This window comes from Acinetobacter sp. MB5, assembly GCF_003261585.1.
GTDB lineage: Bacteria > Pseudomonadota > Gammaproteobacteria > Pseudomonadales > Moraxellaceae > Acinetobacter.
In genome coordinates this window covers 1-14,083 of the sequence record NZ_POVU01000019.1, presented here as the reverse complement: position 1 = coordinate 14,083, position 14,083 = coordinate 1, and the positions used below count along the sequence as shown (strand labels likewise).

Sequence of the window (14,083 nt, the reverse complement as noted above, 5' to 3'; positions counted from 1 at the left end):
AGATGTAAGAGATTAGCTTTGGATCATGGCTGACAGTTCATCGACATAAGCTTGCATCGCACGTGGCTGAAGCTCACTACGACTTTCAATATTTAAGCGAAGCAACGGTTCGGTATTGGAAGCACGGATATTTAAACGCCATGTACCAAAGTCCAGACTGACACCATCGGTACGGTCAATCACAGGATTTTGCTCAGCATAATGATCAAAAATCTTTTGAATGGTGATTTGGCTATCGGCAACTTTAAAGTTGATTTCGCCACTGCATGGGAATTTGGCAATCATGTCTTCAACTAAGCTTGATAATGATTGCTGAGTTTCAGACAGTAAACTTGCCACCAATAACCATGGAATCATGCCACTGTCGCAGTAAGCAAAATCACGGAAATAGTGGTGTGCGCTCATCTCGCCGCCATAAATAGCATTTTCTTCACGCATGATTTGCTTAATGAAAGCATGACCAGACTTCGACTGTACGGTTTGCCCTTGATATTTTTCAACAATATCTTGCGTGTTCCAGACTAAGCGAGGGTCGTGCACGATTTTTTCATTCGGATGTTGCAACAAGAACGCTTGTGCGAGTAGACCGACAATATAATAGCCTTCGATGAATTGGCCTTTCTCGTCGAACAAGAAGCAACGGTCAAAGTCACCATCCCAGGCAATCCCCATATCAGCTTGGTGGGCAATCACTGCTTGCGAAGTGCTGTCACGGTTTTCAATCAGGATCGGGTTAGGAATGCCATTTGGGAATGTGCCATCGGCTTCGTGGTGAATTTTGATAAATTCAACAGGCACATTCAGCGCTTTGAACTGAGTTTCAATGGCATCGATCACATGACCTGCTGCACCATTGCCTGCATTGACCACCAGTTTGAGTGGGCGAATTTTGGCAGGTTGAATGTAACCCAAAAGATGCTGCACAAATTCAGGTAAAATATTGTAGCTTTGTGTGCTGCCTTTTTGGCTGACTTCTGTAAATTCAGCACTTTCTGCCAAGGCCTGAATTTCTTTTAAGCCTGTATCGGCACTGATCGGGCGCGCATTTTCACGGACCAGTTTCATACCGTTATAGTCCATCGGGTTGTGGCTTGCCGTCACCTCAATACCGCCCTGAACATCGAGATGGAAAGCAGCAAAATACACTTCTTCTGTGCCTGTCATACCTAAATCAAGGACATTGACCCCTGCATCATTTAAACCGCGAATTGTGGCTTGTTTGAGACTTTCACTGCTGAGACGGACATCACAACCCACCGTAACGGTTTTAGGCTGATAAATCTGACCGTAAGCACGACCAATTTTATAGGCGATGTCTTCGTTAAGTTCGGTTTCGAGTTTGCCACGAATATCGTAGGCTTTAAAACATGTCAGTTGGGTCATGATCTGAATGAGGGTGCTGTTATTAGAAAGCCATATTATAACGGGCTTTTGGGCTTTATTTTGCATTCCTGATATAACTAATGAATCTATAAAAAAGGGTCTTTTTCTTGAAATATAGAGGTATTGAACAGTTAGACTTTTTTCCGATCAAAAAAAATGGAAATTTTTAAAAAAAAGAAATTAAATTTTTAAAAAATAATAACTTATTGTTATGTTTTTTAATATTCTATTCATATGATTTAATATGTTTTAGTGAATTATTTATAAATTCTTAATAAAAAATTAAAATTTAGAGTCAATATAGTGCATTGAATTTAAAATATATTTTAATTTTTTATTGTCACTCCATGCATGATACTCAATTTTTTCTGTTGACGAGAGAATAGCCCCTGAGTAGAGTAGTCCCCGTTTTTAATGGAGCGGCCTCGAAATTGGATTTCGACTTATATGCTTTATTCTTTTCCATCTTCCGTTGTTAATATCTGCCCAATTACTGTAGATAACTAACTAGATCGTATAAGGTCTTAGCCTATGAACAAAGTAAAGATTAGTCTTGCTTGGCAAATCTTAATTGCATTGATTTTGGGTGTTGTTGTGGGAACCATTTTGCACAACCAACCCGATATTCAGCAAAGTGTTGTGAATAACTTTTTGAAACCAGCCGGTCAAATTTTTATTAACTTGATCAAGATGATCGTTGTACCGATTGTGATTTCAACTTTAATCCTGGGTATTGCTGGGGTTGGAGATTCTAAAAAACTTGGAATCTTGGGTGTAAAAACCATTCTTTATTTTGAAGTGATTACCACAATCGCCATTGTTGTCGGCATTTTGTGTGCCAATGTCTTCCATCCTGGTACAGGGATTGATATGTCATTGCTGCATAAAGTGGACATTTCTCAGTATGAACATACTACTGAAGAAGTGAAGTCACAGTCACATGGCTTAGTACAAACGATCTTGTCGCTGATTCCATCGAACATCTTTAGTGCGATGGCAAGCGGACAAATGTTGCCGATTATTTTCTTCTCAGTAATGTTCGGGATTGGTTTAGCTGCTCTGCCTGTAGAAACGAAACAACCATTACTCAATGTGTTGAAAGCGGTTTCTGAAACCATGTTCAAAGTGACGCACATGATCATGATGTATGCCCCTGTGGGTGTATTCGCCTTGATCGCTGCGACAGTGACAACTTTTGGTTTTGCGTCATTGGTACCTTTGGCAAAATTGGTGGTGTTAGTTTACGCGGCAATTTTGTTCTTTGGCATTGGTGTCCTTGGCCTAGTTGCAAAAATCTGTGGTCTGAACATTTTTACCCTGATCAAGATTCTCAAAGACGAACTGATTTTGGCGTACTCAACGGCGAGTTCTGAAACGGTATTGCCACGTATCATGGAAAAAATGGAAGCATATGGTGCACCAAAAGCGATTTCGAGCTTTGTGGTTCCAACAGGCTATTCATTCAACCTTGATGGTTCAACCTTGTACCAAAGTATCGCGGCAATCTTTATTGCTCAGCTTTACGGGATTGACTTGTCCTTGACCCAAGAAATCGTGTTGGTCTTGACCTTGATGGTCACTTCTAAAGGGATTGCAGGTGTTCCAGGCGTATCTTTCGTGGTGTTATTGGCGACCTTGGGTTCAGTCGGTATTCCACTTGAAGGTCTTGCGTTTATTGCAGGGGTTGACCGTATTCTGGATATGGCGCGTACTGCATTGAACGTAGTGGGTAATGCCTTGGCTGTACTGGTGATCAGTAAATGGCAGAAGCAATTCGACGAAGACAAAGCAAAAGCATATGAAGCATCTTACAAATAAGATGATCTAGACTTCTTTCATAACTGCTTACACCCTCTTTGTTTTTCTCCCACAGGGAGAAATAAAAGGGGTCTATGAAAGAAGTCTGATTTATGCGAAATAAAAAACGGCTCATCAGAGCCGTTTTTTATGTCAGTACTGGACTAAGATAATGATGGGTCACTGGCAAGGCGTTTCTTATGTTTGAAATAGCTATAGCCAAAAATAATCAGACCGACCATGTAAAGCTGTACAGAATCCCACAGTAAAGAAAGATCTGCGGCATACAGTAACCATAGGGCATAAATGGTTGCCACGAGTGCAATCAAGATATGTTTCGGCTGTTTATTTTTACCCGATTCTTTTAAGTAGAATGCGGATACCAAGAAATAAGGCAACAGAATCATGACCGAAGAAATCATTAACAACCACGTGTAGTTTTTATTGAAAAAGTACACGCCAATCAGTGCTGCCTGCACCACAATTGAGGTCAGCCATAGCGATGAAATCGGCACATTGTTGGCATTGGTCTTGAGAAACGTCGCAGGGAATGCACCATTTTTCGCAGCCAAAAATGGAATTTCAGTGGCAAATAAAGTCCAGCTTAAATATGAGGATGCCACGGAAATCATTAGACCGACAGTAATCACAATGGTGCCTGGCAAACCAATCAACTGGGTCAAAAGAGTCGCCATAGATGGGTTATGCATATCTGCAATGTCGGCACGACTGGTGACACCGTAAGACAACACCGTGACCATCACATAAAAGGCCAGTGCCAATAAGACGCCGAACACCGTGGCTTTACCAATATCATTACGGTTACGCGCACGAGAAGACAGCACCACTGCACCTTCAATCCCTGTAAACACCCATAAGGTGATCAGCATCAAGTCTTTGACCTGTTCCCAAACGGGCATTTTTAAGGAGAAGTCATGCAAATTGAGTTTGAAGACATCCAGCTTGAATGCGACCAAACTACAGGCAATAAACACCACCATCGGTACGATTTTGGCAATCGTGGCAATCAGGTTGACCACAGCCGCTTCTTTAATCCCACGACTCACCAGCCAATGCACCAACCAGACAAAGATCGATGAGCCAATCAGCGCATAAATGGTGTTGCCATCACCAAAGATCACATGCTCTTTAGTATCTACGAATGTACCGAGACTTGAGAATACAATCACCACATAACCGACAATGCCGATGGTGGTACACAGCCAATAGCCCCATGCCGAACAGAAGCCAATCAATTCGCCAAAGCCTGCACGGGCATAGTTATAAATCCCACCATCCAGTTCAGGGTACTGACGAGATAAATACAACAATGAAAATGCCAAGAATAAAATACCGACCCCAGTGATCAGCCATGCAATCAGCAGGGCTGAACCATTGGCAACGGCTGCCATGTTCTGCGGCAAGCTAAATACCCCAGAGCCGACCATGGAGCTAAACACCAGTGCGGTCAGCGACAGTAAACCAATTTTTGCAGAAGACATATTTTCTTATTCTTTAAAAAACGCAGACAGTTCAGCAATATGTGCAGGGGTAATTCCACAGCATCCACCAATCAGTGAAGCTCCTGCATCTTGCCATTTTTTGGCAAAAGCCAAGTAAGCGGTTGGGTCAAGGTCTTTACGCACTTCATCCAAGCCATCATTGGCTGTTGCAGATTCATCTTGTGGCGGGAATGCATTGGCATAGGCACCAATGGTCAATTCAGGCGCCAATTGTTTGATTTCCTGAATCGCTTGCAAAATCACTTCAGGCTGACAGCAGTTAAATAACACCGCTTCTGCACCGATACGACGAATCACGTCTACCGCTTGTTCAAGGTTTTCACCTGAACGTAAGTAAGCACGATCTTGCTGCAAGACATCTTGCAGAGTGAAAGAGACCCAGTACGCTTTGCCATCTTTTGGCAGTAGGTTGTGCACCATTTCCACTTCTTTGAGGCTGGATTGGGTTTCAGCCAGCCAGAAATCGACTTGACCTGCCAAGGTTTCAATAATCGGCAAAGCCAGTTCACGCACATGATCTTCTTGGAATAAATCGGCACGGTATGAGCCAAACAGTGGCGGTAGGCAACCTGCGATTTTGACATCACGACCGCTTTCTTGAACGGCTTGTTTCGCTTGATCTACAGCAACTTGAACCAATTGGCGAACTTCGGCATCGAAACGTTCTTGACCAATATGGAAAGGAACAACCGCATAGTTGTTGGTGGTAATGACTTCTGCACCTGACTGAATAAAGTCGAGATGTACATCTTTTACAATTTCAGGAGCTTCCCAAAGGGCAAGAGCAGACCACTCAGGTTGACGAAATGGTGCACCACGACGCGCCAATTCACGTCCTACACCACCATCTAAAATTTTCATCGTACAGGTTCTTCTAGCGTTTTAAAGCGCATTAGTATACTCAAAAGCCGATTTCGCTGTTAATGGACTTTTTGATAACCATATTCAGTAAAACCATGAAGCTTAAAAGATTATTTTTACATAGTTTATAAAGCGCCAAACTGTTGCCATGATTCGCCTGTATGAAAACTGGCGTAGTGCTGTTGTAACTGATGTAAATAGTTGCTTTGCAGCATCAGGAAAATGATCAGGCATAGACTGAGTAAAGCCGCTGTCCATAGATGTTGGGCAACCGCAATATGTCTGGTGCGGCGATAAAAATAATAAGCGGATAGGCTCAGGTGAGGTAACAGCAACCCGATAAAACATAGATGCAAATATAGATACAGCAACAAGCCAATCGGCAAAATTAGCAAACAGCCACTACGCAACAAACTTTGCTGGCGTTGCAACTGATAAATCACAACCAAGCAGAGGTCGAGCCAGAAGAAGATTGTCGTGCCTCCTAAAATCGCAATATAGCAAGCCTGTAAAATCACAATCGCAAAGAGGCTATACAGTAAAACGCCACTGATTTTTGACCAAGACATAAAGCGCAACATATTCAACCTGATTTAGAAAAAGAATGATCAGTAGACTGATCACGGGTTTGCCGATAACTCAGCACGACTGTGAATAAAGACAAACTAGAACCCAGTAACATCGCAGGGATAATACTGAGTAGCTGTACCATTAGACTCGATTGCAATGCACCAAGCTGATTGCTCGAAGTGACAAAAATGCCATTAATCGCTGCGATCCGACCGAGCATGTCTTTGGGGGGAATCAGTTGCAGCAAGGTTTGTCGAATCACGATGCTATAACTGTCACAAGCACCCATCAGCAGCAAAATCAGTACCGCAAGATAGAGATGTCGACTCAGTGCAAACGCAAAGCAGCAACAGGCAAAACCTGCAACTGCAATCAGCATTTTTTGCCAGAGTTGCTGTTGGGGTGGAAACTTCACCAACACACTCATCATCAGCAAAGAGCCACAGGCAGGAGCAGCGCGTAACAACCCAAAACCATCAGCATCAAGATGTAAAACATCCTGAGCAAAGATGGGGAGCAGGGCAACTACGCCACCAAAAAAGACCGAGCTGACATCGAGCAGCATTGCCCAAAACAGCACTCGGCTCTGTCTTAAAAATGCCACGGCTTCTTTGAGGCTTGACCAAACAGAACTTTGCGCAAGCTGTGGAAATTCTCGCGCTTTGAGCTGCCAGAGCGCCAGACTGCCCAATACAAACAAGGCCATTACCGCCATAAATGTGGTGTGTAAACCGAAATGGGTGAGTAGCAATCCTGCCAAAATCGGGGCAAGTACCGCATTGATTTGCCAGCAGAGCGCTGTCCATGTTGAGGCATTGCTATACAGCTTTTCAGGGACCAGAAATGGACGCAACGAATTAAAACACGGGCTATAAATGCCGCGAATACAGCCAAAAAGGAAGATGATGCTATACACACTCACGAGAAATAACGTGTCAGTGAGAAGCTGTTGTTGGTGACTGGAGAAACATAACCACAGCAGTCCTGATAATGGAATCGAACTGCTAAAACTCAGTTGTAAGATCCGTTGTCGGTTAAAACGATCGGCAATATAACCACCCCAAAGCGAGAGCAGTACAAAGGGTACAAACTCTGCCAATCCGACTAAACCGAGCATCATCGGGTTATGCGTGAGCTGATATAAATAAAAACTCAGCAACACTTCCTGAATCAAAATCGCTAAGGTCAGACAGCACTGATTCATGGTCAGCAACGAGAAATCGCGACAAGTCAGGGCAGCAAAAGGTGAAATTTTGTCAGACATTAGAGATCTTAAAAGTCAAAAGTAACAAGGTTTTAAAATGACAAAAGGGATGAATGACTTCATCCCTTTTGTTTTCAGTGACTTAAATTACTTTTGTGCTTGTTGGGCAACAGGTGTGTAATGTAAGCCCAGTGTTGAACTGGTGTACTGACGCACTTGGTCAAGCAAGGCAGGGTTTTCACCCAAATCTTGTTGATAAGAGCGAATAATTTCATGCAACTTACCGTTCCACTCACCTTTGGTTTGTGTTGGGAACGCTTTTTCCAAGACATTCAAAATAATGTATGGAGACGTTGATGCACCTGGTGAAGCACCCATCAATGCTGCAATCGCGTGATCTTCAGAAACAAACACTTCAGTACCAAACTGCAATTTTGCAGGTTTACCAGGTTCTTTCTTGATGATCTGTACACGCTGACCACCTTGGCTCAAGTGCCAGTCTTTCGGATTGGCATCTGGGTAGTAGCGTTTCAGTTCACGGAAGCGGTCTTCATCAGTCATCATGACTTGGCTAATCAAGTATTTCACCAAGTCCAGATTTTGGATGCCGACAGCTGTCATTGGCAAAACATTGTTTTTGTTGGTGTTCGCAATCAAATCTAACTGTGAACCATTTTTCAGGAACTTGTTTGAGTAAGTTGCAAATGGCCCAAACAATACATATTTCTTACCGTCGATATAACGAGTGTCAATATGCGGTACAGACATTGGAGGCGCGCCGAAGTCTGCACGACCATACAATTTTGCTGTGTGTTGTGCCGTGATTTTTGGATTGTCTGTAATCAGGAATTCACCGCCAACAGGGAAGCCTGCATATTGTTTCGCTTGTGGTAGACCTGTCATTTGCAACATTTTAATCGCTGCACCACCTGCGCCAATAAACACAAAGCGTGTTTTGACATGATCCACTTTGCCTGTTTTTAAATCTTTAAATTCAACAGACCAAGTTTTGTCATCATTTTGGCTAATGCCTGTCACTTCAGTTGAGGTTTGTAACTTGAAGTTTGGTGACTTTTCCAAATGACCGACCAATTGGCGAGTGATTGAACCGTAGTTCACATCAGAACCAATTTCCATGCGGGTTGCCGCAACTTTCTGGTTCGGATCACGTCCTTCCATCACCAAAGGTGCCCATTGCTTAATCTGGTTTGGGTCTTCAGTAAATTTCATGCCTTGGAAGAATGGGCTTTTGATCATGGCTGCATAACGTTTTTCAAGGAATTTAACGTTGTCATCCATCACAAATGCGTGGTGTGGCACAGGATTGATAAAGCTTGTTGGCTCGCCCAAAACGCCCTGTTTGACTTGATATGACCAGAACTGCTTGGCAACTTCAAATTGGGAAGCGACTTTTTCTGCTTTAGAAATGTCCATTTTACCGTCTTTTTCTTCGGTATAGTTCATTTCCATGAAGCCTGAGTGACCCGTACCTGCGTTGTTAAAGCCATTTGAGCTTTCAAGTGCAACGTTATCGAGGCGCTCGTACATACGAATCTGCCAGTTTGGCTGTAATTCGTTGAGATAAGTCCCGAGTGTTGCACTCATGATACCGCCGCCAATCAGTACGGCATCAACAACAGGTTCACCTTGGGTGGTATTAATTTTTTTAGACGCAATCGGTCTAAACAAAAAGATCACAGCAAGGATGATTAATACCAAAAGCAGTATTAATAATGCCTTTAAAAACTTACGCATTCAATTTCCCTAAAAAATGAAAGGTCTTGCCAAAAGCGTGGCAAAAAAGTGGACATTAAAAATGTTCAAAAATGCTGGGAAAAATCAAACTGACTATTTACAAAGCAAAAATTAAAATGAACGAAATAAGACTTTAGTATAACAATTGTGTAGATCTATTAACAGACAGGGATTTTAATATAACCAACTGAATTAATCGGAATTTTTAAAAATTAAATAATATTCAATTGGTTATATTTTAAATTTTTTTGAATATCATGTGTTATTTTAAAGATCGGATTAACTTCTGATTTAAAATTATGAAAAATATAAATAAATATGAATTATGGTAATTATTTAGTAAAAGTTATAAATAGGTCTAAATATCCACTTTGGGTTTATGGATGGATAAATAGCTTTAAATCTTGCCATTGATGAAAGTATTTGTGAGCATAAAAGTTTGGGGGTATGGTAAGGCCATTTTATAAAGATCAATCAGCACAAAAGAGATGCTGAAAAGGGGAAACCAATGGGGTTAGATCCAACCACCTTGCTGTTAGCAGGTCTGGCACTGGGTTTTATGTTAATTTTTTTCTATCCAAAAATTCAACATAATCAGACATGGCGAGCCACAATCACACCGCTTGCCTCTATTATTGGCAGTGGTTTTCTCATCGCTGCACCATTACTTTATGATTTAAGTGGTGACGATGCTGTTTGGGTCATGCTGGGTTTGTGTGTCTTTGCATTTGCCATTGGACAAGTTATTCGCTGGAATATTCAGCAGGTTGAACCCGTCTTGCATGAGCCACGCTACCGTGCGGTACAACGCACAGAGCAATGTAGTGATATCGCGTTGGTTTTTGCTTATGTATTGTCTGTCAGCTATTACCTCTATTTATTTTCTTCTTTTATTGTCAGGGCATTTGGCTTAACCAATGGCTACCCTGAAAAGCTGATCACCAGTGTTGTCTTGGTGTTTATGGCGGTTTTTGGTTTCTGGCGTGGCTTTAAGGCATTAGAGAAAATCGAAGTTTACTCGGTGAATATCAAGCTGAGCATTATCTTGGTTTTTTTACTGGCTTTAGCATGGTTTAACCTGAAAACCCCCGCACCGAATTGGCCTGAGAAAACCTTTAACCCTCAGCATATTCCGATGGTTTTGGGGTTGCTGATCATGATTCAGGGTTTTGAAACCAGCCGCTATCTGGGAAAAGAATATAGTCCCAAGTTACGCATCAACAGTATGCGTAATGCCCAGTTGGTTAGCTCTGCGATTTATATTTCATTTATCTTGCTGTTTACACTGGTCTTTCGAATCCACCCTTTAACTACAGCCATTACCGATACCTCGGTTATCGATGTCGCTCAGTTTGTATTTGTTGCCGCACCGTTATTTTTAATGGTTGCTGCCGTAGCCAGTCAGTTGAGTGCGGCATTGGCAGACTTTTCTGGGAATGGCGGGTTAATCAACGAAGTCAGTCAGCAAAAAATTCCGATCAGAAGTGCTTATGTCATCATTGCTTTGTGCTGTCTGGTCTTGGTTTGGCAATTTGATATTTTTGAAATCATTGATTTCGCCTCCAAAGGTTTTGCACTGTTTTACCTGTTCCAGTGTGCCAGTTGCATGTGCATCAACTTCCGTGTTCGCCCTTATCGTTTTTATTTTGCCGCCTGTGTGGCTTTGGGTTGTTTGTTGGTGATTGTGATGGGACAACCTTTTGAAGGTTAACTGTGCTTAGTGCCAAATTAAGCGCAGGGCGATTCCCCACATCACCAATCCAATAACGGCATCCAGAATTTTCCAAGAAAGCGGCAGTTGAAAAATCGGAAGCAGTAGTCTGGCACCATAGGCAAGGCTGAAGAAAAATAGCCATGAGGCGAGAATGGCTCCAACGCTAAACAGACCAATGCTCGGTGAAAATTGCGTGGAAATTGAACCGATGAGTAACATGGTATCCAAATAGACATGTGGATTGAGCCATGTAAAGGCCAAGCACATTCCAATAATTTTGATCCAGCTTTCTGGTTCAAGCTGACTCGGTGTTAAAGCGGCATTTTGATAAATCGCCTGATAAAAACTGCGGAGACCGTAAGCAAATAAAAACAAGGCGCCTGCATATTGCGCAATCAGCGGAATTTGCGGAAATTGGCGAATGATCTGGCTAAATCCTGAAATTCCACCAAAAATCAGGATGGAGTCAGAGACAGCACAGATCAGTGCTACCCAGAACATGTATTGTTGTTTAAGTCCTTGTTTGAGGACAAACGCATTTTGTGCCCCAATGGCCAGTAACAGGGAAAAGCCCGTACCTAGGCCATAAAAAAATGCTGACATCACCTATTTCAGTCCAATTCAATTTTCAGCATTATGATTTTTAAAAGCGGTCAGAGCATTAAAACTAAAAAAATATCGGGATCACTAAGTTTTTTTAAGTTTCGAAGAAAGGACTTTTTAAAATTTGAGTTAATCTATTAGACTAGGCAAAATTTTATAATAAATTGAAAGCATGAGAAAAATACTTCTGTTAGGCCTGTTGCTGTGTTCATCATTCACTTGGGCAACCTCAAATCCTACTGATATAACGCCAGCCCACAACATGACTTTAGTGACGAATTCACAAGTCTATTGGGAAACCAAACCACAGCTATCTCAACATCTACTGAGCAAATATATACCTGTAGGGGAATACCATTTAAAAGTTCGTATTTGGGCTGACGCAGATGGTCAGATGGAGAAATTGGGGCTAGATCAGAGTTCTGGAAATACAAAACTGGATCAGCTGGTTTTAGATAGTTTGCATCATGCAAAGCTACATCATAGCGATAGCAAGGAGATCGTTCTTGTACAACCTTTTGACATTAAGGTTTCAAAACCAAAACGACCTTGGTGGATGAAATTATTTTTGATTTTTTAAATTAAAAAAGATGATGAAACTTTAAAATCCGTACATTGATAAATACATGGCGGATTTTGTTGATGTAATAAGCATAAATAAAAACACTTAAACTATTTGTAAAATGTGAAATAGTTCACATAAAATCACTTAAAAAAAATATGTGTATTATGGGAAAAATGACATAAAAAGATGCTACAAAAAATATATAAATTACATTTATATAATATTTAAAATAAGAAAAATACTTAAATTCAGTTATTTACATTTTATATAAATTATTTTTTCTGTCACAAAAGCTCAACAAATGAACAAAAAAATTGTGTGAAGATTAGTTTAACAAGAATTCCAATAAAAACAGTCGGGAATAAACTATGGCGAACACGATACAAATAATTTCAAAAGAGAGTCATAAAGTATTAGAAACCATTAATTCTAATCATGTCAGTGTGACTCAAAATTCGGTCGTTGTTGTAGATGTCAGGCAGCAGGACGTTGCAACCATTACAAGAGATGGAAACTCGGCAGTGATTACCCTAAAAAACGGGGATCAAATTGTCATTCAGAATTTCTATAACACCAATACACCAGATAATAGTTTGGTTTTTCGTGATGATAACCATGAGCTATTGGTGATTGAGCATAGCGCAACAAGTGAAGTCAGTTATCTCCCTATAGAATCTATAGATCCTCTTTTATATACAGATAGCGCAAATGCTGTTGCAGGTGCAGCTGGACTAAGTGCATGGGGAATTGGTGCAGGTCTGGCCGCAGGTGTAGTGGCTGCTGCTGCATCTGGAGGTAGTAGCAGTGGTTCATCGGGCGTAAAAGATACAACTGCACCAGATGCACCGACAGTGAATGTTACAGCGAATAATAATGGGACTTTGACAGTTACTGGTCAGGCAGAAGCGGGAAGTACGGTCACGGTGACTTTCCCTGATGGTACGAAAGCGAATGTCATTGCGGCGAGTGATGGTAGCTATACAGCAACCTCAGGGACACCGCAAACGTCTGGTGATGTTTCTGCAACGGCTACTGACCATGCAGGAAATACCTCCGATCCAACCACAGTGTCTTATACCGATACCACAGCACCTGAGGCACCAAGCATTGATCAGGTGACAGCCAATGACGACGGCACGGTAACAGTGAGTGGTCAGGCTGAAGCAGGTAGTACGGTTACGGTGACTTTCCCTGATGGTACAACTGCAAGTATTGTTGCGGGCAGCGATGGCAGTTATAGCTTGACTTCAGGCAGCCCACAAACCTCGGGAGATGTCTCTGCGACAGCAACTGACCATGCGGGCAATACTTCTGATCCGACTACTGTAGTCTATACCGATGTCACAGCACCGCTGGTGAGTATTGATGAACTTACACCAAATGATGATGGCACTCTAACAGTGAGTGGTCAGTCTGAGGTCGGCAGTACGGTTACGGTGACTTTCCCTGATGGTTCAACTAAAAATGTCGTTGTAGCAAGTGATGGTAGCTATTCAGTAACATCAGATATGCCCCAAACGTCAGGAGATATTTCGGCTATTGCAAAAGATGCTGCGGGTAATACATCCAACCCAGCGACAACAACATATACTGATACCACTCCGCCTGAAGCACCAACAATTGATCAAGTTATTTCAAATGACGATGGTACTGTCACAGTCGGAGGTCAGTCTGAGGTAGGTACGACCGTGACTGTGACCTTCCCAGATGGTACAACTCAAGATGTACTTACTGCGAGTGATGGTAGTTATACTGCGACATCGGTCACCGTACAAGATTCAGGAACTATTGTTGCGATTGCAGTAGATCAGGCTGGTAATTATTCATCACCAACTTCAACTGACTATGTGGATACAGTAGATTCAACTTCAGAGTCATTATCTGAATCGACTTCATTGTCTGAGTCAGCCTCTGAGTCCTTGTCAGAATCGCTATCAGCTTCTGAATCTGAGTCTGCTTCAGCCTCTGAGTCCTTGTCTGAGTCTTTATCTGCTTCTGAGTCGGCGTCGCTTTCAGCTTCAGAGTCTGTTTCTGAATCTTTATCTGCTTCTGAATCGGCATCACTTTCAGCTTCTGAGTCTGTTTCTGAATCTTTATCTGCTTCTGAG

The 14,083-nt window shown here is 42.0% G+C and carries 11 protein-coding genes; 4 read left to right on the top strand and 7 right to left on the bottom strand.

The window, feature by feature from the left end; translation table 11 throughout:
• Positions 1 to 12 precede the first annotated feature (12 nt).
• Positions 13 to 1,383, bottom strand: coding sequence for a phosphomannomutase CpsG (locus tag C1A47_RS15040; RefSeq protein WP_111895837.1), 1,371 nt, complete (start codon positions 1,381 to 1,383; stop codon positions 13 to 15).
• Positions 1,384 to 1,914: 531 nt separating this feature from the next.
• Between C1A47_RS15040 and gltP the strand changes: the two genes are divergently transcribed.
• Positions 1,915 to 3,201 carry a glutamate/aspartate:proton symporter GltP gene (gene gltP, locus C1A47_RS15035; RefSeq protein ID WP_111895836.1) on the top strand — a complete coding sequence of 429 codons (1,287 nt, stop codon included), beginning with the start codon at positions 1,915 to 1,917 and terminating at the stop codon, positions 3,199 to 3,201.
• A 143-nt stretch (positions 3,202 to 3,344) separates the two neighbouring features.
• Here the strand turns inward: gltP and C1A47_RS15030 are convergent, their stop codons facing one another.
• The 5 genes from C1A47_RS15030 to mqo form a co-directional block, all read right to left on the bottom strand.
• Positions 3,345 to 4,682 carry a basic amino acid/polyamine antiporter gene (locus C1A47_RS15030; RefSeq protein WP_111895835.1) on the bottom strand — a complete coding sequence of 446 codons (1,338 nt, stop codon included), beginning with the start codon at positions 4,680 to 4,682 and terminating at the stop codon, positions 3,345 to 3,347.
• A 6-nt stretch (positions 4,683 to 4,688) separates the two neighbouring features.
• Positions 4,689 to 5,564, bottom strand: a complete 876-nt coding sequence (locus C1A47_RS15025) for a homocysteine S-methyltransferase family protein (RefSeq protein ID WP_111895834.1) — start codon at positions 5,562 to 5,564, stop codon at positions 4,689 to 4,691.
• 125 nt (positions 5,565 to 5,689) lie between these two features.
• Positions 5,690 to 6,133, bottom strand: a complete 444-nt coding sequence (locus C1A47_RS15020) for a hypothetical protein (RefSeq protein ID WP_111895868.1) — start codon at positions 6,131 to 6,133, stop codon at positions 5,690 to 5,692.
• Positions 6,134 to 6,147: 14 nt separating this feature from the next.
• A complete protein-coding gene (locus C1A47_RS15015) occupies positions 6,148 to 7,398 on the bottom strand; it encodes an MFS transporter (RefSeq protein ID WP_111895833.1) in 1,251 nt (416 codons plus the stop codon).
• 87 nt (positions 7,399 to 7,485) lie between these two features.
• Positions 7,486 to 9,093 (bottom strand): malate dehydrogenase (quinone), encoded by a 1,608-nt coding sequence (mqo, locus tag C1A47_RS15010; RefSeq protein WP_111895832.1) that lies wholly within the window; start codon positions 9,091 to 9,093, stop codon positions 7,486 to 7,488.
• A gap of 508 nt (positions 9,094 to 9,601) precedes the next feature.
• Between mqo and C1A47_RS15005 the strand changes: the two genes are divergently transcribed.
• Positions 9,602 to 10,804 (top strand): hypothetical protein, encoded by a 1,203-nt coding sequence (locus C1A47_RS15005; RefSeq protein WP_227539798.1) that lies wholly within the window; start codon positions 9,602 to 9,604, stop codon positions 10,802 to 10,804.
• A gap of 6 nt (positions 10,805 to 10,810) precedes the next feature.
• Here C1A47_RS15005 and C1A47_RS15000 read toward each other — a convergent pair whose 3' ends face one another.
• Positions 10,811 to 11,410 carry a LysE/ArgO family amino acid transporter gene (locus C1A47_RS15000; protein ID WP_111895831.1) on the bottom strand — a complete coding sequence of 200 codons (600 nt, stop codon included), beginning with the start codon at positions 11,408 to 11,410 and terminating at the stop codon, positions 10,811 to 10,813.
• A gap of 172 nt (positions 11,411 to 11,582) precedes the next feature.
• Between C1A47_RS15000 and C1A47_RS14995 the strand changes: the two genes are divergently transcribed.
• Positions 11,583 to 11,990 (top strand): TonB C-terminal domain-containing protein, encoded by a 408-nt coding sequence (locus tag C1A47_RS14995; protein ID WP_111895830.1) that lies wholly within the window; start codon positions 11,583 to 11,585, stop codon positions 11,988 to 11,990.
• 353 nt (positions 11,991 to 12,343) lie between these two features.
• Positions 12,344 to 14,083: Ig-like domain-containing protein (locus C1A47_RS14990; protein ID WP_162625963.1), on the top strand; the 1,740-nt coding region annotated here is incomplete at its 3' end.

Bases quoted from the DNA above. Each gene is read 5' to 3' on its own strand.
- C1A47_RS14995 (WP_111895830.1), top strand. From the start codon at position 11,583: ATGAGAAAAATACTTCTGTTAGGCCTGTTGCTGTGTTCATCATTCACT.
- C1A47_RS15020 (WP_111895868.1), bottom strand. From the start codon at position 6,133: ATGTCTTGGTCAAAAATCAGTGGCGTTTTACTGTATAGCCTCTTTGCG.
- gltP (WP_111895836.1), top strand. From the start codon at position 1,915: ATGAACAAAGTAAAGATTAGTCTTGCTTGGCAAATCTTAATTGCATTG.
- C1A47_RS15030 (WP_111895835.1), bottom strand. From the start codon at position 4,682: ATGTCTTCTGCAAAAATTGGTTTACTGTCGCTGACCGCACTGGTGTTT.
- C1A47_RS15040 (WP_111895837.1), bottom strand. From the start codon at position 1,383: ATGACCCAACTGACATGTTTTAAAGCCTACGATATTCGTGGCAAACTC.
- C1A47_RS15025 (WP_111895834.1), bottom strand. From the start codon at position 5,564: ATGAAAATTTTAGATGGTGGTGTAGGACGTGAATTGGCGCGTCGTGGT.
- C1A47_RS15015 (WP_111895833.1), bottom strand. From the start codon at position 7,398: ATGTCTGACAAAATTTCACCTTTTGCTGCCCTGACTTGTCGCGATTTC.
- C1A47_RS15005 (WP_227539798.1), top strand. From the start codon at position 9,602: ATGGGGTTAGATCCAACCACCTTGCTGTTAGCAGGTCTGGCACTGGGT.
- mqo (WP_111895832.1), bottom strand. From the start codon at position 9,093: ATGCGTAAGTTTTTAAAGGCATTATTAATACTGCTTTTGGTATTAATC.
- C1A47_RS15000 (WP_111895831.1), bottom strand. From the start codon at position 11,410: ATGTCAGCATTTTTTTATGGCCTAGGTACGGGCTTTTCCCTGTTACTG.